The sequence below is a fragment of the Candidatus Uhrbacteria bacterium genome, assembly GCA_016699205.1.
Lineage (GTDB): Bacteria > Patescibacteriota > Patescibacteriia > 2-12-FULL-60-25 > 2-12-FULL-60-25 > CAIXDN01.
Genome location: CP064964.1, coordinates 539,911 through 565,862, shown reverse-complemented (window position 1 = coordinate 565,862; position 25,952 = coordinate 539,911). Strand labels below are relative to the sequence as shown.

Here is a 25,952-nt window from a genome sequence, read left to right as displayed (position 1 = left end):
CTTAAATTGGCGTCACGACTTTCGCGGGAATCCGACCGATGTCCGATTGCCTCCGAAATGCGTTACAACAAGCATAATATCAGTTTTTGGCTGTACCGTCAAGCCAACTTTTTGGGCCGATAGCCCGCCGTAAATACCACAAATCCAGCAAGATTCGCGGAGCATGGCTAAATTTAACCTTACTTCCTTCAACATGGCTCCAAGTGACGGGGAGCTCCATCAATCGCAAGTCAGCTTGTTTTGCTCGCATCAAGAGCTCAACATCAAAGCTCCAGCCTTCCGTCGTCATCGTTTCAAAAAGGATCCGGCAAGTCTCCATGCGGAATACTTTGAAACCGCATTGCGTATCGTGATAGGGAAGTCCGCTAGCTTGGCGCATCATCCAATTAAAGAGTTGCCCGGCTTTCACGCGATACCAAGGTTGCTGTGTAGTGATATGTGCGCCAGTTGCTCGACGCGAGCCAAAAATAAGATCGCTTTGTTCGATGGCGCGATGAAAAGATTGCAGTTCACGCGGATGTGTCGAGAGATCGGCGTCTAAAACAAGAATCCATTTACTTGTTGATGCGAGCGCTCCCGTTTTTACCGCTGCGCCTTTCCCGCGATTCGATTCATGTCGAATCACGCTCGCTCCCGCACCACGCGCTTCATCCGAGGTCGAGTCCGTCGATCCATCATCAACAACAATGATTTGCGCGCTCTCTCCAAGAACACGTTTTGTATCCAAGACGGCCGTCGCAATTCTTCCAGCTTCATTAAAAGCCGGAATAATCGCTGAAAACTCGGGAAAACCGCTAGGCATAGCCTTAGCTTGACCTCTCGTTAAAAACACGGCAAGCTTGCCAGACAATTTTTGCAGGGTGTCGCAAAAAATCTTGAGTACATGGGGGGCGAGTGGCGGAATTGGTAGACGCACTGGTTTCAGGTACCAGCGATCGCAAGGTCATGAGAGTTCGATTCTCTCCCCGCCCACCATGTGAACAGGATTTTTTTATTTGTGTTGCGGTCTTTTTGACGAGAGGGTCAAAAAATGGTATTATGTTATTGTATGAAAAACGAGTCCTTTGGCACGCGGGAACAGATGATGAAGCATGGGGAACTTGCTTCAAAATATCTTAGTAAGCAAAAACCAAAGACCGGCGAACGTGATGAAGACATGTTCGACGCCGCGATGTCGCGTTCAAAATCCGATGTCCAATTGGATGTAAGCGGCCGTCGCACGCGTGAAGAGCTCGATAGAAAACAAATCGATGCGCGTTTGGAAGAATCCATGCTCCCGGAAATGGAAGTTCTTACCGCTGATGAAATGCGAGAACAAATGCTCGCCAAAATGAACGATCTTTCACGCAAGATCGCTGAGGAAGAATCCATTGCACGCGATATCCATAAAATGGGCGCAGAAGTAAATAATTCGACGCGTGAAAAAATCCGCGCGCTCGATGAAAAGCAAAAATCGTTGCTAGCCTTGCATAAAAAGACGCTGGAACCGTTATTTAAAGAAAACTTTGTTGCGATTGGACGCGGAGAAGAGATTCTTGTACCCAAGCCGGAAGAGTGGGATGCGCTCATGTCAGATGATGAGTATGTCCTTGAGCTCGGCCCTGCTATGCAAAAGCGCAAATCCTCGATCGAGCTTCAAACGAAAGAAGCTCAATTACGAGAAGAAGCAGCGCAAACCGAGAAAATGATCGACGAACTCATCGAGGAAACCCACGCGAAACCATTTTTTAGCGGCAAGGACGCAGCAAGTGAGCATTTCTTGACGACAGAGTCCCGCAAGATTGCGGAAAGTCATATGGGCGAGCTCTACAAGGTGTTAAGAAAAACCAGCGAGCAAATTCGCGATATCGAGTTAAATCTCGGTATGGTGCGCCGTCTTGAAGGCTAAACATCAATAAAAATAAAGAAAAACGTAAACGACCCCGACGCTGGAAAGCGATCGGGGTCGTTTCGTCGACGAGTTCGTCGACGTCAGTTGGTGGTCGGGAGATAGCGTCCGCGGATGTCCTCGAGCCAGAGGCGCAGGTAGGTCTTGCGCTCGGCGCGGATCGAGGGATCGTTGCCGATCTCCTTGAGGCAGAACGTGATCATGCGGCACAGCGACTCGCCCGAGGGCTTGTTGATGTACGGCATGAGCCGCTCCTCGAGGCGGCGGAAGAGTACGCCCTCCTTGCCGAGAGCTTCCGACACGGACAGGAAGTCGCGCTCGAGCATGAGCTTGGAGATCGCACTTGCACGCGCCTTCTCGCGGCAGCTGAAATGCGCGCGCTCCTCGTCGACCTTGATGCTGGTCGCGTGCGTGGTCTCGTGGCCGCACAGGGAGCAGGGCCCCTGCGGGCTGTCGGGGGCGATCCGCCGCCCACCGATGGTCATTCTCGAGATGATCGAGTCGATGCGTTCGGGCTGCGAACTGCTACGCTTTTGCACGCTATCCTCCTTGGAAGGAACAGTAATTTATTACCAGATTTTAGCCAAAATGTCAAGGGTTTAGCGCCATCCCCAGCCTGTCCTTATATACCAGTCGCTAATACGTAAAAATCGATCCGCTGGCTTAAGTAAGCGCATGTCATTCGTGCCATGAATACGCCGAGACTGGATGTAAGCATAAACGGGGCGCAACAAGAAAAGCGCCGGTGTTCGTTCAGCTATCTCATCGGAAAAAGCGATTCGAGCCTGCAAAAGCTGCTCGGTATTTGTCGCATTCATGACTCGTTCCAAGGCAAGATCAACATCGCGATCAGCCAGACCCGACAGGTTCAATCCATTTCCAGTGGCATTTTTACTTGCCCAAAAGGCCGTCAGATCTTGATTAGGAGGGAGAAGGATATTTGTGACAATCACCTGGTAGTTTCTCTTCTCTAAAGCCTCGCGTAGCAATGACTCGGGCTCATTGGAAATGATCGTGACTTCGGCTCCGAGTAACGACCAGCGGCGCTTCAATAGTTCCGCCACTTTCTGGAGATCTGGTTGATTTGGTACCAGAATCGTTAGCGCTAAATTGGTAGAGCTCGTCGTAGATGTGGTCGCACGTGCTGTACCGGCACCGACGAATTGGCGGACAGTGCCGCCTTCCGGTAGTTTCCAGCCAAGTGTTTCCAGCTTGGTACGGGCTGCTTCTAAATCGGGCTTGGTACCGGTGGAATACTCAAGAAACGGATAGGGCGATGTAACAGGGGAGATCTGCTCGCCTAAAAGTGTGGCGAGTTCTGATTTATCAACGGCCATCGCGAGCGCTTCACGCATGCGCACATCTTTCAGGAGCGGCTCCTTAACATTAAAAAAGGCGACGGTTTCCTGGGGCAATTCAATACGGTGCAAGGTGTAGCTTTCGCTGGCCAATGTCGAGGCTTCGGCCCATGGCAAAAAGGCGAGCGCATCGATTTGGCCATTTCGCAATGCTGTTACTGCTTGCGGACGATCGGTAAAGAAACGCATGCGCACTTCCTCGATCAGCGGCTTGATGCCATAAAAAGAGGGAAAGCGCTTCAAATTAAAATGCAGGATCTGCCCGCGGCTATCACGCGTATAGGTCGACACCTGATACGGACCAGAGCCGATCGGTTTCAAGTTGGCATCGGCAAGATGGGCATTTGCATCCGGGATTTCCTCCCAAATATGTGCTGGCAAAATGCCGAGCGTGAGCGAGGTAAGAAAGCTCGGGTCGGCAGCAGGAAGTTGGAACTGTACCGTGGCATCGTCCACGCGGATAATCGTCACGCCCTGAAACTGGCCGGCGAGCGGACTATACGAGGCCGGATTTTTCACGGCTTGATAGGTAAACAGGACGTCATCCGCTGTCAGCGGCACGCCATCATGAAAACGCACGTCTTTACGCAGAGTGACTTCCAGCGTTTTTCCATCCTCGCTCCACTGATAGCGCTCAGCTAAATCCGGGACCGGTTCCAAGTTTTCATTTGGTCGGAATAATCCGGAAAAAATCAGACCGACCAAATCGCGGTCAACGTCGTTGACCGGTGCAAACAGGGGATTGATTAATTTAGGCGTACCAACCAAGCCTTCTGTATAAGTTCCGCCTATGCTTGGAACCGTTACAAGCTGTGTCGCAGCGAGATCTGCTGTTCCAAGCAAGAGCGCCGCCAAAAAGAGAAAAAACGCCCCCCAAAAGATACGTCGCTCTCCCGCATCGAGAACGCGGTTCATAAATCGTAACTGTCGGAAGCTCGGAACCGTTGAGGGTTTGGTCACAGACAAAACCAAGGCATGGTCCGCATGGGAATGCGGCCGTACCTCATGCGATTCGCCTACCGGCTTTTGCCAGAAAAAGACCCGTTGCCAGATCTTTCGCAGCTTTTCAAGCCAAATATTCATGTACATTCAATCCTACCCCAGAGCGACCAGCTACAAAAGCGGGGCGCTGGAATCCTGGATTTTAGACGAGGATCAGGTTCAAGACGGCTGTTGCGACAAACAGACATCCGACCGCAATCGTCGCGTAGAACAAGCCTTTTTCAAGGCCGCGCTTGGTGCGGAAGACATTGCCTTCGCCGCCAAAAGCTCCACCCAATCCCGTCCCGCGCTGCTGCAACAGGATGGTCGCGCTCAAGAGCACCGAAAAGGCGATCATGGCGATGGCAAGAATGGTTGATCTCATAACGGCCGTAGGTTAGCCCTAGCCCCACGTTTCGTCAACCGTTCCGGCATGGTAAAATCAACCCCGATGTCACTTGGAAAAACTCTCGGACTCGGCCTCGCCGCTGTCCTCACGGTATTGATCGGAGCCTTTGTCTGGCAGGTCTCTGTCTATTATCAGTCGATTCGCTCCGGCGAGCCAAATCCAATCAAGCGCGATCGCATCCGTTTCTCGATCGACCGAGCCTTGGCCGACCGTGCATTGCGCGAGTCTCAAAACCGCGCCCCTGTTCTTGATGATCCGCGCGCTCCGTATACGGGTTCAGAACGACCGATCGTCACAATCGTGGAATTTCTCGACTATGGTTGCCCATTTTGCCAAGCCTCTTTTGAACCAATCCGCGAGCTTGTCACAGAACGTAAAGAAGACGTCCGCCTCGTCATCCGTGATTTTCCTGTCGACTCGCTCCACCCGGGAGCAACCCGCGCAGCCACCGCCGCCCGCTGCGCCACCGACCAAGGCCGTTTCTGGGCTTATCACGATAAACTCTTTCTTTTAAAACAAGATCAATTCCAAGATGCAGAACTTCTCCGTCTCGCGCGTGAAGTGGGAATGGATGAGGGTGATTTCCGCGCATGTCTCGATGACGGCGACGCTCGAAAGCGAGTGGAAGCTGATCTTCAAGCGGGTCTCAATGCCGGTGTAGAGGGAACGCCAACCTTTTTTTTGAACGGTGTAAAAATTGAAGGCGCCGTCGATCGCGAAACGCTCAAGCTGCTCGTCGACGAATTCGTTGATCGTTCAAAAAAATAACCTATGCGTTTTTTCCGCCCGCTCCTTTCGCTGACCGCTTCTTTTGTATTTGCGATCGCGATCGCTTTCCCGGTTGCGGCAGACGCGCGCACAGCCGTCATCATCGGCGATAGCCAGGCTCAGGGTCTGCATCGCCCGCTTACAACAGCGCTCGCAGGGTACGATGTCGAGGTCACGGGTCAGTCCTCGCATGCAGGTAAGGGTCTGCGCTGGTTCCTAGATAACAACACCATCTCAAGCATGGTGAATTCTCGTAACCCGCAGCTCGTCATCCTGATTATCGGCGGCAATGACGATGTCCAAACCTCCGGAGCAAGCCGTACAGCCTACGAAACCAAACTCCGCCAAGCCTATAACGATGCCCACGCCCGCGGCGCCGACGTCGTCTGGATCGGTCCCGCTACAAGCCGCGATGAAGGCGTACAGGAAAGACATGACCGCACCGCAACGGTTCAATCATCGTATGTACCGAGTCTCGGCGCCCGCTGGATCGACGGCCGTCCCGGAAGCGCGGCTGGCCCATTCCAGCAAGAAACAAACCCGGGCAACGGCGAATCTCAGATCCGTAGCCGCAACTCCCACCTCACCGGAGAAGGATACCGCGCCTGGGCCTGCGCCCTCGCTCCTGGAATCGCTGGTGGCGGCACGCCTTCTAGTTGTCCAACAGGTTCTGAAGCAGACCAAGTCTTCCCAGACGCCGTCGCTGACGTTGATTCTCCAAGTGCCGCGGTAGCCGACAGCAGTGCAGGTTATTCGGCAGCCTGCGATCCATCGGACGATGCACCAGTTCCGATCACGCTTGGGGTTAATATCGGCGGCATTCAACAAGTCACCGGTTTGCCGGAATATATTAATACGGTCTACCGCTACCTTGTCTCGATCATTCTCGTGGTCGCGATCGTCATGGTTGTTTATGGAGGATTCCTCTACCTGACGGGTGCAGCGGGCATCGGATCTATTCAGCGCGGCAAACAGATTATTCGCGATGCTCTGATCGGCATGGTCGTGGTCCTCGCGGCGTACTCGATTCTCCAAACAATCAATCCAAGCACAACGCAATTCCGCCTTAATCCGGAGAGTATTGAATGCGTCGGGATCAGCGCCTCCTCGACCGCTCGGGACCCAAATGCCGATGAGGGCGGGGCGATTCCTGCATGTGTAAGAGATTCTCAATGCCGTGAAGGCCGCGTCTGTCTACGCACGTCAAATACGGAAGGTCTTTCCAGCGGACAATGTACGCAAGGTCGTGCCAATGAGCTCTGCCGATGCTCCGGCGGTTGCGATGTGCGCACATCGGAAGACGGAAGTCCGACAAATAACAATGGAACGATGCAGGTCGCGTGTCAGGAGGGGACCTGTCAGCAGATCGAGGGTCTCTGGCGCTGTTTGACCGGAGAAACAGGCAGCGTGTGCAACATGGCCGCAGATCCGCAGATTCCATGTGCTGCCGGCTTCACCTGTCAGCAGGGTAATGAAGAACAAGTCGGGCGCTGCGTTACCGGCGACTATCGCGACTACGAGCTTGACCCGCGCCCCGTATGTTCAAGCTTGTTCTATGGTCCAGGAGGGGGTGAGCGTTACTACCAAGAAACCAATATCATCAGCAATTGGGAAGGCGGATGTAATCGTGTTTCCGGCAGCGGTGTCGACAGCTTCTGCATGAGCCATCGCTATCGATGTTCAACCTCGGCCGCAAATCCAAATCGATGCTCGGAAGAGGAATATGCGACACTCTTTGGGAATACCGGCGTCGCCTACTCATGGAACTTTGAAAACGCCCCAGAAAATCTCCGTCCATGGAGCTACGCACGCTTTGGCTGCCGCAAACCAATCGGCGCATCCTGCTCTTCCGATAGCGAATGTTCCTCGATGTGTGTCGGCGGTGTCTGTACGGGATTCTGCGCCATCCGTGCCGAGAGCGGCATTCCTCGTCCTCCAACAGGAGCCTCTCCGCCGCGCGATCAGCTTGAAGGCGCGTGTACGACTGGCTGCAGCGCATCAACTTGGTCAGCAACAGAATTCGCCATCAACTTCACGGGTTCATATCTCGGTACACCCATCGATGGTCTCGATGCGGTAAATCCGGTTCGTGTAGAAAAAGCGGCTTGTTACCCAGTTCGCGTGAACGGTTCTAAGTGTGACTTCAACGGCCAATGCCAATCAGGCACGTGCCGCTTTGAACCAGGGGCGAGCGGCGGCGTCTTTGCAAGCTTTGATCGTCCAATGGATATGACGGCCGGTATCGGCACCTGTACCCCGTAACAATCCTGAAGACTCGATAATCGACAGAGCCGCCAGGGGGTGGCTCTTGTCATATATGTCTATCGGTGGTAGCCTCGCCGCCAACATGCCATCCAAGAAGTTGCATGACACGATCTCCATTAAAGGAGCCCGCGTCCATAACTTGAAGAATGTTTCGATCGACCTGCCAAAAAACAACTTTATTGTTGTGACAGGTCTCTCTGGATCGGGAAAATCTTCTCTCGCCTTCGATACCATCCACGCTGAGGGCCAGCGCCGCTACATGGAATCGATGTCGTCATACGCACGACAATTCATGGAGCTGCAGGACAAGCCTGATGTCGATGAGATCACGGGTCTTTCACCGACCATCGCTATCGATCAAAAGACCACTTCCCACAATCCGCGCTCCACCGTCGGTACCGTGACGGAAGTTTACGATTTCCTACGCCTCCTCTACGCCCGCGCCGGCCGCGCCCACTGCGTGCAATGCGGTTCAGCCGTGATCGAGCAGACGACGCGTGAAATCGCGGACAAAGTTTTGGAACTCGCCAACAAATCAACCATTCTATTGATGGCGCCGATTGTCCGCGCCCAAAAAGGCGAGCACAAAGTCGCGATGCAGAGCGTGAAGAACGCTGGTTTCCGTGAAGTTCGTTTTGACGGCACCATTGTCGACTTGGACGAGATCCTTCACTCCCGCATCGACAAAACAGCCGAGCACACCATTGAGGTTGTGGTTCAGCGCCTCACCAAAGGTTCGGGCGTCGTCATCGATTCCATGCTCGAGTTTGTAAAACAGACGCTCGATTTTGGAAACGGCTTGGTCATGACCATCAACGAGGACACGGGCGATGAAAAACTCTTCTCGCAATCCTTGTTCTGCGCCAACTGTAATATTTCCTTACCAACGCTCGAGCCGCGTCTTTTCTCCTTCAACTCGCCGCATGGCGCTTGTCCCGCCTGTACCGGTCTCGGAACCAAGCTCGTGCTTGAACCGGAGCTCGTGATTCCAAACAAAAAGCTCACCATCGCCCAAGGAGCGATCAAGCCGTGGACGCGCATCGCTGGAAATCAAACGGCCCATGTAAAAAAGCTGGAAGAAGTCGGTGCCAAGCACGGTTTCACCATCAATCAACCTGTCGGAGAGTTCTCGCCAAAAGCATTGAAGGCTTTATTTGAGGGCGATGGCGAGTTCGAAGGTATTTTGGCGATGCTCGAGGCCAAGCACAAAGAAACCGATTCGGAATACGTCCAAAAAGAAATCGAGGCCTACATGCGCGTCCTCACCTGTCCCGATTGTCAGGGTCGCCGTCTGCGCAAAGAGTCGCTCGCTGTCACGGTTGCCAGCAAATCGCTCGCCGACCTCGTCTTTTTGCCGCTCGATGAAGTTCTCGCCTTCTTCCAAGGCTTAGGAAAGGGTACGGGCAAGGCAAAAGATTCCGCCGCGTTCAAAGGTTCCAAAATCGCCAAACTCAAGGGCGATAAAAAGCCGGACGCCAACGGATTCACCGAGCGTGAGCGTCTCGTTGTCGACCAAGTCTCCGGAGAAATCCGCCGCCGCCTTCAAAATTTGATGGACGTCGGTTTGGATTATCTGACGCTTGACCGTTCAGCTATGTCGCTTTCCGGCGGAGAAGCCCAGCGCGTGCGTCTGGCAGCCCAGCTCGGCTCGGAATTGTCCGGCGTCATCTATATTCTCGATGAGCCTTCCATCGGCTTGCATCCGCGCGACAACGATAAGCTGATCCACACCATCAAGCGTCTTCGCGATCTCGGCAACACCGTCATCGTTGTTGAGCATGACGACGCCGTCATGAAAGCCGCCGACTGGATTGTCGACGTCGGCCCAGGTGCTGGTGAATACGGCGGCCACATTATTTCCGAAGGTACGCTCGCGGAAATTAAAAAGGACAAGGAATCCGTCACCGGACAATATCTCTCCGGCAAGATGAAGCTCGACAAGCCCAAGACGCGTCGCAAGGGGAGTGGCAAAGCCATCACCGTGCGCGGTGCCACAGCCTTCAACCTCAAGAATGTCGATGTGAAATTCCCATTGGCTCAGCTCGTCTGTGTCACGGGTGTTTCGGGTTCCGGTAAATCAACGCTCGTCCTCGATATTCTCGGCCGTGCTCTCTCGAGCCACTTCTTTGGCGCCAAAGATCCGGTCGCAGAACATAAAAAGATCGAGGGCATGGAGCATTTGGATAAAGTTGTCTCAGTCGACCAATCGCCAATCGGCCGCACGCCTCGCTCCAACCCAGCCACCTACACCGGTGTCTTCACCGCGATCCGCGATCTCTACACGGAAATCCCGGAAGCCAAGATGCGCGGCTTTGATGCCGGCAAATTCTCGTTCAACGTCAAAGGCGGCGGACGCTGTGAACCGTGTGGCGGAGACGGCTACATCCAGATCGCCATGCAATTTTTGCCCGACGTCTACGTCGAGTGTCACGAGTGTCACGGCAAGCGCTACAACTCGGAAGCGCTCGAGATTCACTACCGCGGCAAAACCATCGCCGACGTTCTCGACATGACCGTTGAAGAAGGTCGACGTTTCTTCGTTGACCAACCCGCGATCTACGAGAAGCGTTCCGTCCTGCATGAGGTTGGTCTCGGCTATGTTCGATTAGGTCAGCCGGCCACCACGCTCTCTGGCGGTGAAGCTCAGCGCGTTAAACTCGCTACCGAGCTCTCCAGACGCGCTACAGGCCGTACGCTCTATATTCTGGATGAACCGACCACAGGTCTCCATTTTGACGATATTAAGCGCCTCATGGTCGTTCTGAACGCTTTGGTCGATAAAGGAAACACCGTCCTCGTCATCGAGCACAATCTCGACGTCGTCAGTCTCGCCGACTGGGTCATCGACATGGGACCAGAGGGAGGATTGCGCGGCGGTACTCTCGTCGCAGAAGGAACACCGGAAGTGATTGCTAAGAATAAGAAATCTTGGACTGGGAAGTACTTGAAGGAGCTGATATAATGTCTGTAATTTACCGTATGCCACTTAACCAAGACCAGTCGTCTGAACAAAAAGTGCTTCGGAGTTATTTAGTCGAAGTGAATTACGATCATCGTACTCCTGAAGAAGTTCGTAAGACAGGAGATTGGATAGATGACCCGCTTAACCTACGCGTTTTACTTACGTGGGTGAATCATCCCTCCTGTGAGGGGGTTGATGAGTTTACCAAATTACGCGAATTCTTTATTGGAAATATCCCGGAGAAGTTTCACAATAAAAAAATCAAAGAAGTGTGGGACGAACTGGCGAGTTTTTTGGATAAGCTAGGTTATCGTTTTGCAGTAATTGATGAGGCGGTGAGTTTCGCGAGAGTATATTCTGATCGCATGATCATAGATCGAGATATTCTCGTTATGGGCTCATCGACGGTCTGGAAGGGTGGAGCGCGTTGCATAGCTGAATTATATGAAGATGAAAATGAAGGTGAGGGTGCAAACGGGTGGACGTTAAACAGAATCGATATTGATGATCTAATAGAGCCAGGCATGGAACTTCTGTATGTATCAAAAAACTTTGTGCCCTGAGTATAAAGAAGAGGTGGACCGGAAAGTATCTGAAGGAGCTGATGTAAGGGATTGACAAAACTGGCTTTATATGCCAGTTTTGTTTTGGAGGTAACGTGAGCAAGAACCAGTCAGAACAGTATTTCCGTGTCGATATGTCCTTGTTGGGGGAGGTGATGCTCGAGTCACTGAAGATCTATGTGTCGGAAGGCATGTCGTTGACAGAAGGCTGGGAGCTTCATGAGTCACTTAAGGATTTTCGTCCGAAGAAAGGGGAGATCGACTTCGTTCTCAAGGAGTTCGCGAAGGATGAACCCATGCGGAGTACCGATGCAGAAGTCCTCGAGTGGGCAATGTCCAACGGTTGCCGAGTAGCATTCCCATCGGAGCGAAATGCCTTCTTTCTCGCGCGACCCGATATCCCTATCACGGAGGACTATGATCGCATCGTCGATCTAGGTACCTTCCGGAACCATCGAGACACCGCGGACAAGACAATTCATCTCTACTTCACAGTGAAGCAGCACGAAGGGCTCAAGACCCCATTCCGTGGATTGGTCTATACTGGGGCCGACTCGGCATGCCGTCCCAATCACCGATATCTTTTCGTGAAGATCTGATCAACCGCCCCCGCCCGATTCCTTCGGCGCGGGGGCTTGCTGTATCCGTTGACAAGACGCCTATTTTGATATAAATAAACGCCGTCCATCAAGACGCATTCTGTGTCACAGAAGGACTTGTTCCATCACAAGGAGGTTTGTCATGACGTCTCGCGATGTCTCCGACGAACAGCTCGGTCAATTAGCCCGCCGATACCACGACCTCTTCCGCCGAGTGCGCGAAGGATCGGTTCCTATCGATGTCGCGCTTAAGGGCTTGCAAGCTCTGATCGAGGGAGGCGAGCTACCCACACGAGAGAGCCCGCCGCTTCTCGAGGGCAAGCACTATCGAATTCATGTCGACTACAGCAAGCCAACGGATTTCGAAGCTCTAGAGCAGATGTTTTCTGGAAAGCACAGCGTCTCAAGGGTGCTCAAGCGGCTTGACTGGATCGATCATGAGACGATCGATGAGACACCTGGTGAACGTGACTTCTTGGTCGTGCAAGTTCCAAGTGAGTTCATCGTAACGAGGGATGTGATCGATAACACGCCGCTCCTGAGAGAGGCGGATATCTATCAGGAAAGAGAAGAGGGGCTGAGAAAGTGCTTCGAATGTAAGGGATACCGGTTTGCGAACTTGGTAGAAGCGATCAAGTTCTCGCAAGCCCAGCCTCATCTCCAGCGCGCCCACAGAATTTTTCCTCTTGGAACTTCTGTTTGTGACGGCAACGGCCAACGTAGTTTCATGTACCTGACGATGCGGAACAAGGGGTACGATCGCGCTTTGCGCGTTACGTATGCGCACGAACCCTTCAGAGATCGTTCTCTGCGTGCAATTAGTATGCGAAAGTGGAATTACGCCCTTCTACTTATCCATGAGCCAGTCTGACCTCTCCAGCCCCCGCCCTGATTACTTGGAGCGGGGGCTTGCTGTATCCGTTGACAAAATGCCTATTTTGATATAAATAAAGCACGAGGTGTTCTGTGACAACAGAAGAAAAGCGCTTTCGGATCTTCGTGAGCTACAATCCGCTCCCAGCGTTGGCAGAGCTCAAGAAGCTGCTTCCCGAAGAGGCGATCTCGGAATGGTTTTCCGAGGACGACTTTCGGCTGTGGGAGCGGCACAACTCCTGCGAGCGAGTCGATGAAACGCCGGGTGAGCGCGATTTCTGGATCGCGGATGTCCCCAAGGAGTTCTCGGAGCAAGCGGACGATGAGCGCATGGAGTGGAGCTGGCTTTCGTCGTATTACGAGAAGCTCGGTTTCCGCTTTGCTGTCGTTGGAGAGCTAATTGAGTTTGCAGTGACTTGCCCAAGTACGGCGTGGGTAGAGCACGTCACCGCACTCGGCTCGTCATTCATTCATGGCACCTATTGTTACGTAGCGAGCATTGGCGAGAATGGAGATGGTCGCTACTTGGTCGATGAGTGGAGTGAGGAAGTGGGCGTCGAAAGCGTGCTGCTCGTCCGTATGACGGATGCCGATCTCGCGCTCAGAATCGGAGCGGCGCCGTCGATGCATTACCGGATGCAGCTCGGCTATGAACCGCTCCCGGGAATCGGCGAACTAGAATCGGCGTTGCTGAGACTTTCCGAAGACTCTTTCGACGAGGATAATCCCGTCGTTTCGCCTGCGTTTGATGGATGCAGGTGGGAGCGTCACAGCTCTTGCTCAGCTGTCGACACGACTCCCGGTGAGCGCGTGCTCCGCTTGGCAAAGCTTCCCGAGGTGTTTCACGGACAGAGCATCCAACAAGCTTGGAATGAGCTCGCTGCCCACTTCGATCGTGAGGGCTATCGCTTTGCGATCGAGACAGAGGCATTCGAATTCATCAAAAAGCGCTCGACGCTTCTCCATCACTACAGAAGAATTCTCACCCTCGGTTCCTCGGTGGAAGTCGACCCCTCCACGTACTCGCACGGCGTCGGAGGAATCCACGTGATGGAACTCAGCTTCTTCCCGGACCCGACACCTCCTGCCCGCATGTATTCCGTTGCAATCAGCAGTGAGATGTACGAGAGCAAACTGGACGAGATGGATCGCCTCCTCCTCGTCCGCAACTAGCCCCTACAGCCCCGCCCCGATTCCTTCGGTGCGGGGGCTCGCTGTATCCGTTGACAAAATGCATATTTTGATATAAGAAATCTTCACCGCGCCGTGCGGATCACGGCTCTCCAACAAATCCGAATAACCCGCAGAAGCGATTCGTCGCAGCAGCGGAAACAGACGGATTCCAAGGAGCGTTCCATGGACAAGCAAGTCACCAGACAGCAGAGATCGTGAACATGCTCGCCAAAGGTGCGATCGTTCACAACCATGCGCAGGCGATCATCGAAGGAGGGGTGGAGATCATGGAGAAGTCCCGCGAGCCGAGCTATGCCCCAGGCTTCCGCGCCGAGGTCATCTACAATCAGCCCTCATACGCCGACCTCAAGAAGGATTTCAACTATGTGTACGAAGGCTACGAGAACGCGGAGTTCAAGCCGATCGACGTCTGCAAGGAAGTATCGACGGAGACCCGCGAGATTGAGTTCGAGCTCGTGCATCTGGACAAGAGGTTGGACACAGACGCGATCCTCGCCGAGCTCGACCGTCAGGGACTGCGCCCCGCTCTCTACGAGGAGCTGCTGGCCTTAGCCAAGCAGTACCCCGATGAGCGGCGCAACTACCCGATCGCTGCTTTCGGTTCGGTCTGCCGGGACGACGCCGACTACCTCTACTTGCCGTACTTGGATGGTGGTCGCAACCTCCTCATGGGCTGTTTCGGCGGTCCAGACCCGTGGACTGCGAGCTGCCGTTTCCTCGCCGTGCGCAAACCCAGCTTGCAAAACAGCGACAACCTCGAACCCAACCACTACCGCCTCCTCGTCACATACACTCCGCTCCCGGATGTCGCCACGCTCAAGAAGATGTTCTCAAAGGTCTACCACAATCTATTCGACGGTCGCGCGTGGACCCGTCACAAGTCCTGCGCCACGATCGACGAGACCCCGGGCGAGCGCGAGTTCTTGGTCGCGGAGATCCCAGCCGACTTCCTCGGTAAGCGGATCCACACGATCGAGGACGATCTCTTCGAGCACTACGATCGCCTCGGTTACCGCTTCGCGATCCATGTCGAAGCCGTCGAGTTCGCAAATGCTGAGCCGGAACTCCAGCGTAAGAACTGGATCTACGCTCTCGGCTCGTCGACGCTCGGCTCGTACAGGGATCGTAGCGGTCAGTCGTTTGTTACGTCACTGGGTGAAGAAAGCCTTGAACGCGTATTGTGTTGTAGTTGGGCCGGCCTCGAGCTCGACAACAACAGCCGCATCCTCCTCATCCGCAAGTAACCCTCGCCAGCCCCCGCCCCGATCACTCGGAGCGGGGGCTTGCTGTATCCGTTGACAAAACCCAATTATTCATGTATTAAATTCTCACCGCGCCGTGCGGATCACGGCTCTCCCACAAATCCGAACAACCCGCAGAAGCGATTTGTCGCAGCAGCGGAAACAGACGGATTCCAAGGAGCGTTCCATGGACAAGCAAGTCACCAAAGAACAGATCGGTTCCATCGTCGCCCTCCTCGTCGCCGGCAAGGTGCCCTTCGAGGACGCGCAAGGCTTCATCAACAGGTACAAGAAGGCATCTTCGAAGAAGAGCCGGAAGCAAGAAGTACGTGACCTGATCACGGTTCCCGATGTATCCTCCGCCACCGTTCTAATCAATATGGCGAAGGCGATGCTCCAGCTGGATGCTCCTCGGGCTCTCGGTTCCTATCTCCTTAAGTGGAGCTTCATTCGTGACGAGCGCGGCAAGACCTACGAGGTCCAAATCTGGAAGCCTGGCCGCCAGCTCGTACCAGCTACCGATGTACGAGGTCTCTTCGAGGATGGCTTCATCGGCAACACAGCTGCCTTCATCGCCTGGGTGATCCAGCAAAACCCCGAAGGCGATCACGCGACGATCCCTGAAGATTTGAGACTATTCATCACTGAGTCAGATGACAGGCTCGCCGACAGAGACGGTTTCCATCGCTACGCACCCCACTACATCCGCAAGGGGAACCGTCGCGAACTCGGCCTCCACCGCGAGGTCCGCCGTGCGTGGGACGCTGACTGCGCCTACGTCGCCTTCCGCGAAGTGAAGTAGTTCTCTCAGCCCCCGCCCCGATCACTCGGAGCGGGGGCCTTGACGTTTTAACGGCTTTTGGCTAATCTTTGGGCCATTCCTAACCCTCATTTTTATGTCTGAACTCGTAACCCTGCCCGTCGATATCAAGCCCTCGCAAGTCGAGTCCGGCATGACCATCCGCGTGCACCAGAAAATTAAGGACGTCAGCCCTTCCGGAGAAGAGAAGGAGCGTGTTCAGGTTTACGAAGGCCTTGTCATCAACCTCGGTGGCGGCGCCCACGCCAAAACCATGACGGTCCGCAAGATCGCTTCCGGCGTCGGCGTAGAAAAGATCTTCCCGATGTTGCTCCCATCGATCTCTCGCATCGAACTCGTCAAAAAGGTAAAGGCTCGCAAGAAGAGCATTGAGTACGTCCGCAAGAGCTCCAAGCGCATGAAGGAAATCAAAGAGGTGAAGCTCAAGACGGCATAGTCACGCAACATAAAACATAATCAGAGTAATCATAAAACGCTCCCGGACCGGGAGCGTTTTATGATTATGATGCGTGACTATGGAGCTCCAAGCCCAAGGTGGACATTGATCGAGTTAACCGAGCTCTGAACAATCGGCAGCGAGAGATCGAGTGGGCTACCGATCGGCTCGCCAAATTTGTAATTCACGTAGAACGCTTCAGAAATATCATCCACGTGCTGATTCCAGTTGGTGCCAAAGTATCCGCGGGCTACTTCTTCTGTCTGCACCCAGCGCAAAATTCCGCCTTTTGTCGGTAAGTAAGTCTTGGTATCCGTTTGAAACTTCACCATCTTGGCGCCAGGTCGATACGTGATATTCCCGCCAATCGGAATCAATGACATTTGATCAATCGGAATCGACTTCACGGTTCCAAAATCCGGATACCAGCTCAAGTAAACCTTTTCATTTGGAAACACATAGCGCTTTCCATTGGATGCGTAGTAGTAAACCGCACTATCCGGCTGCGTGCTCGCATCATTATCATCCGGAATCTTGATCAAGTCGCCAACACTCAAGGCTAAAGCGATCCCATCGGCAAAAGTAATATTCACGCTCTTGGGAAACGCTGCTCCATTAAGCATGACAGACAAGGTCGCGCTGCCATTCTTTAACGACTTCACGTAAAACGAGGCGCGTCCGGTAATCGATGTCTTGGCTGTAGCAGGGGAGATTTCATCCAAGGCTCCGCGAGATGATACGAGCGCAACATCGGCATTCTCAACGCCGATGAAATTCGCATTTTTGATCGTGACATTCACGCGGATCTGATCGATGCCGTCAGCCTTCGCAGATACCTTATCAACGCTGATCGTCGACAAGCTCGGCTCCACGGCCGGAGCCGCGTGAACGACCATACTACCCACCCAAAAACTCAATCCGACAGCGAAGACGGAAAGCAGCGCGCGTAATGTCGACTTCATAATCCCGACAGTTTAGCGCTTTGCCTTGATTTGCTCCAGGATCACATTTGCCGTCTCCTCAGGACTGCTTAATTTGGTTGTATCGATGACAAGATCGTAATGGCTCTGATCGCGATAATCGACGCCATAAATCGAGGCATAGCGGCGTACATCAGAAGCCGTCCTTTCCTCGATCGCGCGTCTCGTTTCCTCAACATTCCGGTACAAAGCCTCGTCCTCTCGGCTCTTGGTATGTTGTCGGGCATCAAAAATACGCTTGGCGGCTTCATCCAAATCGCATGACAAGAAAATCTTGATCGAATGCGGGATAAAATGCCAGCTCAAGCGTCCTTCGACGATAAAATTATCGGTTGTTTTTCCAAGTGTGCGCTGATACTCGTCAACGCTCGTATCCGTTGTCGGATCAATCTCGCCGATCGCGTTCAATTCATCAATACTGATTTTGCGTTCCTCGGCTAACTTGGCGCGCAAACCACCCATGGAGTAATACGGCATACTGAGTTTCTCGGACAAGATCTTGGCGACGCTTGTCTTGCCGGAACCGGGTACTCCAGAGATGGTAATGATCATAGTGTTACGCGATAAGCATTTGTCGTACCTGCTCAAAGGCAGGATCTGGCTCCAGAGTAAAACGCTTGGCGTCTCCTGTCGATGGATCTGTAAAGGAGAGATCGACACTCTGCAGCATAAGTCGCGGTGCCTTCAAGTTACGATCGACTTTCTTCAGCGCATACAGCGAGTCGCCGATAATCGGACAGCGCATCGCTTGTAAGTGGGCACGGATTTGATGGGTACGTCCGGAAAGAATCTCGACATCCACCAATGTCGCATTCGTAAATCGCTCGCGAACCGTGTAATGCGTCCATGCGGCCTTGCCTTCCTCTTCATTCACCGGTCGCGCGGCCATACGCGGCTTGCTGCTCGATCGTGCAATGCGGAATTTGATATCACCCTCTTCCGCCGGCATTTCTCCGTACACAAAAGCCAAATAATGCTTCTGCGATTTACGCGATGAAAACTGCGTCTTGAACGAGTCAAAAGCTTCCTGCGTCTTGGCGATCACCATAAGTCCGCTCACCTCGCGGTCCAAGCGATGCACAATACCCGGACGCGACGGATCCTCGCCAACCTTGGCGATCTTTGGATCATGCTTCATGAGCAAATCAACCAATGTTCCCGTCTTATGTTTGGCATCAGGATGCACCAAAAGCCCCGTCGGCTTATCGATCACGATCCAGTCTTTGGTTTCTTCAATAATCAAATCTTCCAACTCCGGCATCGGCCCGCCGTCTTTTGGAACAAAGGGATTCTTTTTCACTTCTTCCAATGGCACGTAGTCGATGCGGTCTCCTTCTTTTAAAAATCGATGAACCGTCGGCTTTTTACCATTCACCATCACATGGCCATTTTTGATGCCGTTCTTGATCGCCGAGCGCGTGATATCCAAAAGGTTGGCTGTCAAAAAGACATCCAAACGGTCGCCAGCGGATTCCTCCGTGACGATCCAGTGCTGCGCTTCAAGACCAGGGTGTTTCATGACAGGGAGTTTAACCGATTCAAACGATGATGAGAATTTAATTGACCCGCCACACGATAGACATCGGTGGCGGGCCATGGCGTTCAGAAGACCGTCTTCTTGTTATGACGGGTGACGCGGTCCGCGATCCGCTTGGGTAGCGGCTCGATCACAGGCGGTGCTGGCGCGGGCCTGGCCTCGACCTCGCGGATATTCATCGCCATGATCGCGAAGGCAGTGCAGAGCTTCATCTCAGCTCGCTCGTCGGAGAGGCTGAGCTGCTCTGGCGATTTGCGCGATGGGAGCCGCAGGCCTGTGAGGGTGCGGAAGAACGCTCGGAAGTGGTTCCACTGACGGTTGCCGCCGATCTTGACCTGCGCCTTTCGGAGAAGGGCAAGCTCCGCGAGGAGCCGCTCCTTCTCGACCTCCAGCGTCTCTCGGTCGTCTTCTTTCCAGAAGTCCGTCGAGAATGCGAGCCCGATCAGGTAGATGCGGGACAAGGTCTCCACGATCGCGTCCGTCTCGAGGAGGTTGCTCTCCAGGTTTCCCTCGAGAAAACTCTCGAGCATGTATCGAATGTACGGTGCCGTGTAGAAGATGTGCTGAACCCGTGAATGGGGAGCGGTCGGTACCGGCGGTAGTGCCGGCGTCGCGAACAAGCTCATGGTGTTTCTCCATTGTGAGAGACCGCGGCAATTTGAGCATGATCGATCCACTTTGTCAATCCGTTGACGTAGCCCTTGTTCCGCCTTACCCTGCCTGCGCGCGGTATCCGGGACGGTAGCTCAGTTGGTTAGAGCGCCGAGCTTATACCTCGGTGGTCGATGGTTCGATTCCATCCCGTCCCACCATCAATAAAAGCCCCGTTAAACGGGGCTTTTATGTTTAGAGCATTGACCATGTCCCTAAAATAGGCATAATCGCGTCCGGAGGTTTATTCATGGAAGATAAGAAGCGCCCATTCGTTCCCTGGGAATGGAAGATCGCCTTCTTCCTGCTCGGGCTCCTCTTCATCAAGGTTCTATTCTTTTCCGGCTCTGACTAGCAAGGCCCCGCTCCGATTCTCGGTGCGGGGCCATTGTTTATCCAAGCTGTTCCAATTCCGTTGTTAATCTCGTCCATTCCGATTCTGCATGAGGGATCATCGTTTCCAGCCTCGTAAGCGTCCTCGTTCGCTCCAGATCAAACGTCAGGGGATCTTGGGTGAAAAGCTTCATCAAGCCCGCCCGCTCTTCTTCAAGCTTATCCAGCTCCTTCTCTACCTTGATAATCGCTCGTTTAAGCTCTTTTATCTTTTCATGTCGTTCAGCTTTGGACAGCGTTTGCGGCTCTTCTTCAACGATCTCTTCCTTTTCCTTGGCTAAGCCCTCTTCCTGCTGGAGCTGATAGACGTATTCCTCGTAAGTGCCAGGGAAAACTCGCAAAGAGCCATCGCGAACCTCAAGAATGCGTGTAGCAATCAGTTCACAAACGTACGGCTATGCGACACAAAGATCACCGTCCCATTCCAAGCCTTAAGGGCGGCACCGAGCGCCTCTACCGTCTCAAGATCAAGGTGGTTCGTCGGTTCATCGAGCAGCAACACGTCGGGTCTGCGCAAAAGAATCCCGGCCATCGCCAAGCGTGAACGTTCTCCTCCGGACAAAAGGGAAATCGTTTTATCCAAATCTTCTTTCGTGAACAAAAAGTTTCCCGCCATACGCATCAACACTTCCGGTTCAAGATCGATCGCCATCTGCCGAGTCAAATAACTCGAGATCGTATCTTGCGGGTGTAGCTGCTCGGCCGTGTGCTGATCATAATAAGCAAATACAGTCCGATTATTCCACGCAAATGTTCCGTCTTTTTTCTCAAGCAGTCCGGCTAGCGTTTTGAGTAATGTCGATTTACCTGCGCCATTCTGTCCGAGCAATGCTACTTTCTGTCCGCGATCAATTTCAAACTGAATATCTTTCGCGATCGTTTTGTCGCCGTAGCCAATAGACAAATGCGCCGCCTTCACGGCAAACGTTTTCCGAGGATCAACCTTGGGAATCACGATGCGCACCGTTTTGAGTCGATGCTTGATCTCAATCGTCTTCAGCTTCCGCATCTGCTTTAATTTGGACTGTGCTTGCGTCGCTTTGGAGGCTTTCGCGCCAAAACGCTCCACAAATGACAGGAGTTTCTTCTTTTCCGTATCGATCTTTTGATTGTATTTGATCTTGAAAGCAAGCTGTTCTTCTTTGTAGGCAAGATAGGTCTCGATATCGCCCGGAAACAATGTAAACGATCCGTGTTCAAGCTCGAGCGTGTGCGTACAGGTGTTTGTAAGAAATTCTCGATCATGCGACACGATCAAAAATCCGCCATGCCAATCGCGCAAGAATGCTTCCAACAATAATTGAGTATTAAGATCAAGAAAGTTTGTCGGCTCATCGAGCAATAAAAAATTCGGTTCCTGACACAAAAGCGCCGCGAGCTTCACGCGCATCTGCCAGCCGCCGGAGAGCGAAGCGATTGTTGTTTCCAGCTTCTCCTTCTTCAATTCAAACTGCGCGCCAATCTTTCCACAAAACCAATCCGGCTTCCCGCTCATGCGCTGCATAAATCCGATCACGCTCTCACCTTCAGTAAAATCATCGAGCTGTTTCAAATAGCCCATGCGCAAATTCGGATGCCTCGACACGCTCCCGCTATCCGCCTCCTCCTGTCCGGTGATGATATTCAACAAGGTCGATTTGCCCGCACCATTCCTCCCGATAAATCCGATCTTGTCTGTTTCATCAAAAGAAAGTGTCGCATTCTCAAAAAGCATCAACGGCCCATGAGCCTTTGAAAGCGCTTCCGTCGACAAAATCGTAGCCATTTCTGCGTATATTGGGCTGTTTTGGCTTCAGGGTCAATGATTGACAAAACTCGATATTTTGGCTACATAAAGAGCGGAGACACATGGACAAGTACGACCGAGCAATCGTGAATCTGGCTATTGTCGTAGCCTCAGTCAGTATCTCGGGGCTGCTGTATCTGTGCGGAGTGCCGCTGAAGATGAGCAATATCGCTGGCGTTATCGCCTTCGTTGCTCTGCAGATGCTGCGCCAGCGCTACCTCGAGCTCCCTCCGTTCCGCCTGATACATCCGCGCGAACAAGAGATCCGCACCCGCATCGCCGAGATCGAGCGAAAGCCCGATCAAGTCGAGCTCTACAAACTCCGACAGCAGCTCGCCGAGATCGAGCTGCGAAGAACCTATCGCGCCTGATGCGCCACTGAAAAGCCCCCGAACAGAGTTGTTCGGGGGCTCTTGCGTTCAGAGGATGTCTAGCTCGGTAAAACGCTCTTTGATCGCGACTTTGAGCTGCGCGTACAGCTCGTAAAACACGCGGTCTTGAGCGTGGATCGGATCGGGGAAATCACGCTGCTCATCGATCATGCGGACCTTCTCGACGGCAGCGGGGAACATGTGTTCGACCTGCCTTCGGCGGCGTGTGGTCGGGAGGTAGATGATGTCTGCCCAATCGACGAGTTCAGCGTTGAGGCGGCGTGATCGATGGTCACGTAGGTACACGCCATCAATATCTGCTTCTGCCACCTTGATAGCGATATCCGCGGCTCGCAGACCATTTTCAGCCTCTGTCCCAGCCGACTTGATTTCAGCCTTGTCCCACTTCGCGAGTTTCTTCGCGATGCCTTCAGCCATGACGCTACGACAGAGGTTCGCTCGACAAACAAACAGGATCTTCAACGGTTTTTTCATGGCACGCTCCCTTTTTCATCGTGCATTTGCATTGTGCACGAAGCGTGCTGCATGTCAACGGGTTCGACGTTTCAAGAGAAAGGAGTAACGTGGATTTGTATGAAGCGACCCATCTGGTTCAAGGCCAAAACCTACGGCTACGGCTGGTATCCCGCCACATGGCAGGGTTGGTTGATGATCCTGTTATGGGTAGTACTTCTCGGTCTTAATGCTTGGCGATTGATGTCGACAGACATGCCTCCGGTTGAAAACACGATCGAGTTCGTAGCCGAGACTCTTGTGATGACAGCGGTATTAATCTATATCAGTTACAAAACAGGCGAGCCACCGCGTTGGCGCTGGGGCAAAGATGACAAATAAAAAATACCCCCGCAGCACTGCGGGGGTATTTTTGACTAGCGCTGCTTTGCTAAAACCTTCACGACATTTCCGCACGCAACCGGCTCGCCGCTTTCGATTGAGCAAATTCGATAGTAATACGTTTTGCCCGGAATTGCCTCGCCATCGATGTATGTGAGGCTCTCACGATTGGGGAGATACTCGATATAGCTATCGCTTGGGTAGCTCGGATCGGCATTCGACGTCGATCGTACAACTTTATACCCCTCAAACGAGTCCGATGTGCGCTTGGTCCACGAGAGCGCAACCGCGCCCGGCAAAACCGCCGCCTCGAGCTTCAACTCTCCTTCAACTTTCTCATACTTGTTCGATGTTTCACTCTTCTCGCCCGCCGGAATCGTCAGTTCAAGATCATTGCTGTATGCGTCACAGCCATTTCCCGTATATCGGCACACACGGAAGTGATACGTCTTAGCCGAGAGCCCGTAGCGCGTGATGGAGCGCGTGTTTCCATCGACATATTCTGCCGCATCACCCGGATATTCCGGTAGCGCTTTCTCCGACTTCACTATCTTAAAACCCTTGGAACTGTCACCCGTAATATTCCACATAAGTTTCACGCCACCCGGCAATATTTCGCCACGGAGGACGATGCTCCCTGCCGCGCCCAGCAGCGACTCCTTTTTCACCTCTTCTTTTTTTACTTCTTTCTTAACGTCAGTCGAACGCTTGAACATGTTCTTGTCATACATCTTCACGCGGGAGAGCTTGCCATCTTTTTCAACATACCAAGTTTCTCCGCCTTTCTGCACGCGGAGCAGCACTTTATCCTTCAATCGATTCACGAGCGTCTTATTGCCAGCTTCAACGCTCTTGTAGTCCTTCTCCAAAATTCCGACAATCGTCTTCTTTCCAATTTCCGTCGGCTTCGATTCCGCCTTTACCTCCTTCACGACTTTATCGGAAGAATTTGCGTTGCCATTTGTCACTTTGATAAGCGACGCTCCCATCCAACCAACCGTATCGCCAATTTTCACCTTATACCAACCATCCGTCTCACCGATGATCTTCACCGAGGTGCCGGCAGATACCGTCGTCAAAACTTTGGAGCCTTCCATACAAGCAATATCGCGCACACGCAGTCCGACGGTCGGCGTGCCGGTCATATTGCGCTCGTAAACAGGGTCGGCACCGCAATCTCCCGCATGGGCGATCGGCGCGACAAGAAGCATCGAGGCGATGAGCACAAAACGGGTCGCTGTTAGCTGTCTGCTTATTGTTAGAGGAGACATAATTCTATCAGCATACCACGACATCTTCCCACGGCAATCCGGCCTTACCAAAGTGCCCATACGCGGCAGTTTGTTGGAAAATTGGCTGTCGTAACCCAAGCCGCTCCATGATAGCTGTCGGCCGAAAATCAAAGGAATCAAGTAAGTGCTTGTCGATAGGTCTTCGGTCTTGGTCTATGGCATACACCATCAGCGGATCAACCATACCGATGGCGTAAGCAACAGAAACCAGGCACTCCTTGGCGTGACCATTTGCCACAAGATTTTTTGCCACAAACCGGCACATGTACGCCGCTGAGCGATCAACCTTGGTCGCATCTTTTCCGGAAAACGCGCCCCCGCCATGCGGTATGACACCGCCATACGTATCAACCATGATTTTACGTCCGGTTAATCCGGCATCGGCGGTAAATCCACCAAGGACAAATCGCCCCGTAGGATTCACAAGGAAACGCGGTCTATGTCCTTTCTCCAAAATCGGATCGATCAACGGCTCAAGCGCTCGCGCGATCTCTTCCTGCGTTATTTCGATCGCATGTTGTGTGCTGATCAAGACGTCTGTGATCTTCCCATCCTGAATGGTGATCTGCGTTTTTCCGTCGGGTCGTAACCAGTGATAAGCGGCGTCGTTCTTGCGGAGCTGCTCCAGTGTCCTTGCAAGGCGATGCGCCTCCACGCTAGCTATCGGCAGATATTCCGCCGTTTCGTCTGTGGCAAAACCGTACATAATTCCTTGATCGCCCGCGCCTCCCGGATCAACGCCCTGCGCAATATCCGGCGATTGCTTGGTGAGATGGACCCGTACCTCCAAATCATCCTCATAACCAATTTTACGGTAGACGTTTCGCGCGATTTTTTCCGCATCAAAATCCGCACGCGTTGTAACTTCTCCGGCGATGACGAGTAGCCCATGCGAGCCAAGACACTCGACAGCCACACGGCTCGTGGGATCTTGCGCGAGACACGTATCAAGAATCGCATCCGAGATTTGATCGCAAACTTTATCAGGATGTCCGGAAGTAACGCTTTCGGCGGTGTAGGTCGATGGCAATAAAGGCATAAAGGAAAAAACAAGATTAAAAAAACGCTCTCCCGTGGACGGAAGAGTCGATGAAATTCCATTTCGAACTCGTTATCTGTCCCGATAAGGGCTGGAATTGGCACGTTGTCCATATGGATACGTTGCCGGCAGAGTCATTGGGCCAGAAACCCTCGTCTGCGCTCTTGATAATGAGTTGGAAAAGAACATCTCTATAATGAGGAGTTCTCCATCATCGGTCAACTCCTTTTGAGTAGGTGTTTTGCGTTAGAAAGAAGGCGAGAGCCAGGGCACTTCCGTTAGTGCTACCATGCTTACATATGTTCAAACCCTTTTCCGGCGACATCGTCGCCATAGCCAAAGACAACGCCTTCTATCGCCGCGAGGTCGCAACAGCGCAAGACTCCCAAGTCGTGGTCATGAGCATCCCCGTCGGAAGTGAAGTGGGGGAAGAAGTCCATGATGACGTCGATCAGAACCTGCTGTTCGTCGCCGGCACAGGAAAAGCCGTCTTGAACGGTGAAGAAAGTCCGATTAACGCCGGCACCCTCGTCATGGTTCCGCGTGGCACAAGTCACAACTTCATCAATACCGGCTCGGAAGATCTTAAAATCGTCACCATCTACGCCCCGCCTCGTCACAAGATTGGCACGATTCACAAAACTTTGGATGAAGCCGAGCATAAGCCGGAGCATTACTAAAAAAAACACAA

The 25,952-nt window shown here is 53.0% G+C and carries 27 protein-coding genes, 2 tRNA genes and 1 riboswitch; of the genes, 16 read left to right on the top strand and 13 right to left on the bottom strand.

All coding sequences use genetic code 11. The features are described 5' to 3' along the window. Positions 1–79: 79 nt before the first annotated feature. Positions 80–802 (bottom strand): glycosyltransferase family 2 protein, encoded by a 723-nt coding sequence (locus IPH19_02870; GenBank protein QQR60335.1) that lies wholly within the window; start codon positions 800–802, stop codon positions 80–82. An 86-nt stretch (positions 803–888) separates the two neighbouring features. On the opposite strand from IPH19_02870, the gene IPH19_02865 reads away from it, so the two are divergent. Beyond that, positions 889–975: transfer RNA gene (locus tag IPH19_02865), tRNA-Leu, on the top strand. Between the two features lie 73 nt (positions 976–1,048). After that, positions 1,049–1,888 carry a hypothetical protein gene (locus tag IPH19_02860; protein QQR60334.1) on the top strand — a complete coding sequence of 280 codons (840 nt, stop codon included), beginning with the start codon at positions 1,049–1,051 and terminating at the stop codon, positions 1,886–1,888. 83 nt (positions 1,889–1,971) lie between these two features. Here the strand turns inward: IPH19_02860 and IPH19_02855 are convergent, their stop codons facing one another. The 3 genes from IPH19_02855 to secG all read right to left on the bottom strand — a co-directional run bounded on the left by IPH19_02855 (position 1,972) and on the right by secG (position 4,612). After that, the gene (locus IPH19_02855; GenBank protein ID QQR60333.1) at positions 1,972–2,427 is read right to left on the bottom strand and encodes a hypothetical protein; all 456 of its coding nucleotides are present in this window, start codon (positions 2,425–2,427) and stop codon (positions 1,972–1,974) included. Between the two features lie 60 nt (positions 2,428–2,487). Further along, a complete protein-coding gene (locus IPH19_02850; protein ID QQR60332.1) occupies positions 2,488–4,329 on the bottom strand; it encodes a peptide ABC transporter substrate-binding protein in 1,842 nt (613 codons plus the stop codon). A 61-nt stretch (positions 4,330–4,390) separates the two neighbouring features. After that, positions 4,391–4,612 (bottom strand): preprotein translocase subunit SecG, encoded by a 222-nt coding sequence (gene secG / locus IPH19_02845; protein QQR60331.1) that lies wholly within the window; start codon positions 4,610–4,612, stop codon positions 4,391–4,393. Between the two features lie 48 nt (positions 4,613–4,660). Here secG and IPH19_02840 point away from each other — a divergent pair, with 48 nt between their 5' ends. The 10 genes from IPH19_02840 to IPH19_02795 all read left to right on the top strand — a co-directional run bounded on the left by IPH19_02840 (position 4,661) and on the right by IPH19_02795 (position 16,357). After that, positions 4,661–5,404, top strand: coding sequence for a thioredoxin domain-containing protein (locus tag IPH19_02840; GenBank protein QQR60330.1), 744 nt, complete (start codon positions 4,661–4,663; stop codon positions 5,402–5,404). A gap of 3 nt (positions 5,405–5,407) precedes the next feature. Next, complete coding sequence (locus tag IPH19_02835) at positions 5,408–7,666, top strand: hypothetical protein (protein QQR60329.1); 2,259 nt, start codon at positions 5,408–5,410, stop codon at positions 7,664–7,666. A gap of 85 nt (positions 7,667–7,751) precedes the next feature. Beyond that, entirely contained in the window at positions 7,752–10,631 is a 2,880-nt protein-coding gene (gene uvrA, locus IPH19_02830; GenBank protein QQR61359.1) for an excinuclease ABC subunit UvrA, read from the top strand. Continuing rightward, positions 10,598–11,194, top strand: a complete 597-nt coding sequence (locus tag IPH19_02825; GenBank protein QQR60328.1) for a hypothetical protein — start codon at positions 10,598–10,600, stop codon at positions 11,192–11,194. The genes uvrA and IPH19_02825 overlap by 34 nt, the downstream gene beginning before the upstream one ends. A 95-nt stretch (positions 11,195–11,289) precedes the next feature. Next, on the top strand, positions 11,290–11,793 hold the full coding sequence (locus IPH19_02820) for a hypothetical protein (protein QQR60327.1): 504 nt from the start codon (positions 11,290–11,292) through the stop codon (positions 11,791–11,793). 142 nt (positions 11,794–11,935) lie between these two features. After that, positions 11,936–12,664: a hypothetical protein gene (locus IPH19_02815; protein QQR60326.1), complete on the top strand. Its 729-nt coding sequence runs from the start codon at positions 11,936–11,938 to the stop codon at positions 12,662–12,664. Positions 12,665–12,759: 95 nt separating this feature from the next. Beyond that, a complete protein-coding gene (locus IPH19_02810; GenBank protein ID QQR60325.1) occupies positions 12,760–13,839 on the top strand; it encodes a hypothetical protein in 1,080 nt (359 codons plus the stop codon). 221 nt (positions 13,840–14,060) lie between these two features. Next, a complete protein-coding gene (locus IPH19_02805; GenBank protein ID QQR60324.1) occupies positions 14,061–15,104 on the top strand; it encodes a hypothetical protein in 1,044 nt (347 codons plus the stop codon). Between the two features lie 184 nt (positions 15,105–15,288). After that, the gene (locus tag IPH19_02800; GenBank protein ID QQR60323.1) at positions 15,289–15,903 is read left to right on the top strand and encodes a hypothetical protein; all 615 of its coding nucleotides are present in this window, start codon (positions 15,289–15,291) and stop codon (positions 15,901–15,903) included. 94 nt (positions 15,904–15,997) lie between these two features. Beyond that, positions 15,998–16,357, top strand: a complete 360-nt coding sequence (locus tag IPH19_02795; protein QQR60322.1) for a 50S ribosomal protein L19 — start codon at positions 15,998–16,000, stop codon at positions 16,355–16,357. Positions 16,358–16,434: 77 nt separating this feature from the next. On the opposite strand, the gene IPH19_02790 is transcribed toward IPH19_02795, so the two are convergent. The 4 genes from IPH19_02790 to IPH19_02775 all read right to left on the bottom strand — a co-directional run bounded on the left by IPH19_02790 (position 16,435) and on the right by IPH19_02775 (position 19,404). Further along, complete coding sequence (locus IPH19_02790; protein ID QQR60321.1) at positions 16,435–17,319, bottom strand: Ig-like domain-containing protein; 885 nt, start codon at positions 17,317–17,319, stop codon at positions 16,435–16,437. Between the two features lie 12 nt (positions 17,320–17,331). Further along, complete coding sequence (locus IPH19_02785) at positions 17,332–17,889, bottom strand: cytidylate kinase family protein (protein QQR60320.1); 558 nt, start codon at positions 17,887–17,889, stop codon at positions 17,332–17,334. A 4-nt stretch (positions 17,890–17,893) separates the two neighbouring features. Beyond that, complete coding sequence (locus IPH19_02780) at positions 17,894–18,856, bottom strand: RluA family pseudouridine synthase (GenBank protein ID QQR60319.1); 963 nt, start codon at positions 18,854–18,856, stop codon at positions 17,894–17,896. Positions 18,857–18,939: 83 nt separating this feature from the next. Continuing rightward, positions 18,940–19,404: a hypothetical protein gene (locus IPH19_02775; protein ID QQR60318.1), complete on the bottom strand. Its 465-nt coding sequence runs from the start codon at positions 19,402–19,404 to the stop codon at positions 18,940–18,942. 205 nt (positions 19,405–19,609) lie between these two features. On the opposite strand from IPH19_02775, the gene IPH19_02770 reads away from it, so the two are divergent. Further along, positions 19,610–19,686, top strand: a tRNA-Ile gene (locus IPH19_02770). Between the two features lie 231 nt (positions 19,687–19,917). On the opposite strand, the gene IPH19_02765 is transcribed toward IPH19_02770, so the two are convergent. Then, positions 19,918–20,259 carry a hypothetical protein gene (locus tag IPH19_02765; protein QQR60317.1) on the bottom strand — a complete coding sequence of 114 codons (342 nt, stop codon included), beginning with the start codon at positions 20,257–20,259 and terminating at the stop codon, positions 19,918–19,920. A 35-nt stretch (positions 20,260–20,294) separates the two neighbouring features. Then, complete coding sequence (locus IPH19_02760) at positions 20,295–21,683, bottom strand: ABC-F family ATP-binding cassette domain-containing protein (protein QQR60316.1); 1,389 nt, start codon at positions 21,681–21,683, stop codon at positions 20,295–20,297. An 83-nt stretch (positions 21,684–21,766) separates the two neighbouring features. Between IPH19_02760 and IPH19_02755 the strand changes: the two genes are divergently transcribed. Beyond that, positions 21,767–22,075: a hypothetical protein gene (locus IPH19_02755; protein QQR60315.1), complete on the top strand. Its 309-nt coding sequence runs from the start codon at positions 21,767–21,769 to the stop codon at positions 22,073–22,075. 48 nt (positions 22,076–22,123) lie between these two features. On the opposite strand, the gene IPH19_02750 is transcribed toward IPH19_02755, so the two are convergent. Continuing rightward, a complete protein-coding gene (locus IPH19_02750) occupies positions 22,124–22,570 on the bottom strand; it encodes a hypothetical protein (protein ID QQR60314.1) in 447 nt (148 codons plus the stop codon). Positions 22,571–22,669: 99 nt separating this feature from the next. On the opposite strand from IPH19_02750, the gene IPH19_02745 reads away from it, so the two are divergent. Continuing rightward, positions 22,670–22,930 carry a hypothetical protein gene (locus tag IPH19_02745; protein ID QQR60313.1) on the top strand — a complete coding sequence of 87 codons (261 nt, stop codon included), beginning with the start codon at positions 22,670–22,672 and terminating at the stop codon, positions 22,928–22,930. Positions 22,931–22,965: 35 nt separating this feature from the next. Here the strand turns inward: IPH19_02745 and IPH19_02740 are convergent, their stop codons facing one another. Further along, positions 22,966–24,201 (bottom strand): SH3 domain-containing protein, encoded by a 1,236-nt coding sequence (locus IPH19_02740; GenBank protein ID QQR60312.1) that lies wholly within the window; start codon positions 24,199–24,201, stop codon positions 22,966–22,968. A 7-nt stretch (positions 24,202–24,208) separates the two neighbouring features. Further along, on the bottom strand, positions 24,209–25,261 hold the full coding sequence (locus IPH19_02735) for a methionine adenosyltransferase (GenBank protein QQR61346.1): 1,053 nt from the start codon (positions 25,259–25,261) through the stop codon (positions 24,209–24,211). Between the two features lie 69 nt (positions 25,262–25,330). After that, a riboswitch (SAM riboswitch) is annotated at positions 25,331–25,435 on the bottom strand. Between the two features lie 125 nt (positions 25,436–25,560). Between IPH19_02735 and IPH19_02730 the strand changes: the two genes are divergently transcribed. Continuing rightward, positions 25,561–25,941, top strand: a complete 381-nt coding sequence (locus IPH19_02730) for a cupin domain-containing protein (protein QQR61345.1) — start codon at positions 25,561–25,563, stop codon at positions 25,939–25,941. Positions 25,942–25,952: the final 11 nt, after the last annotated feature.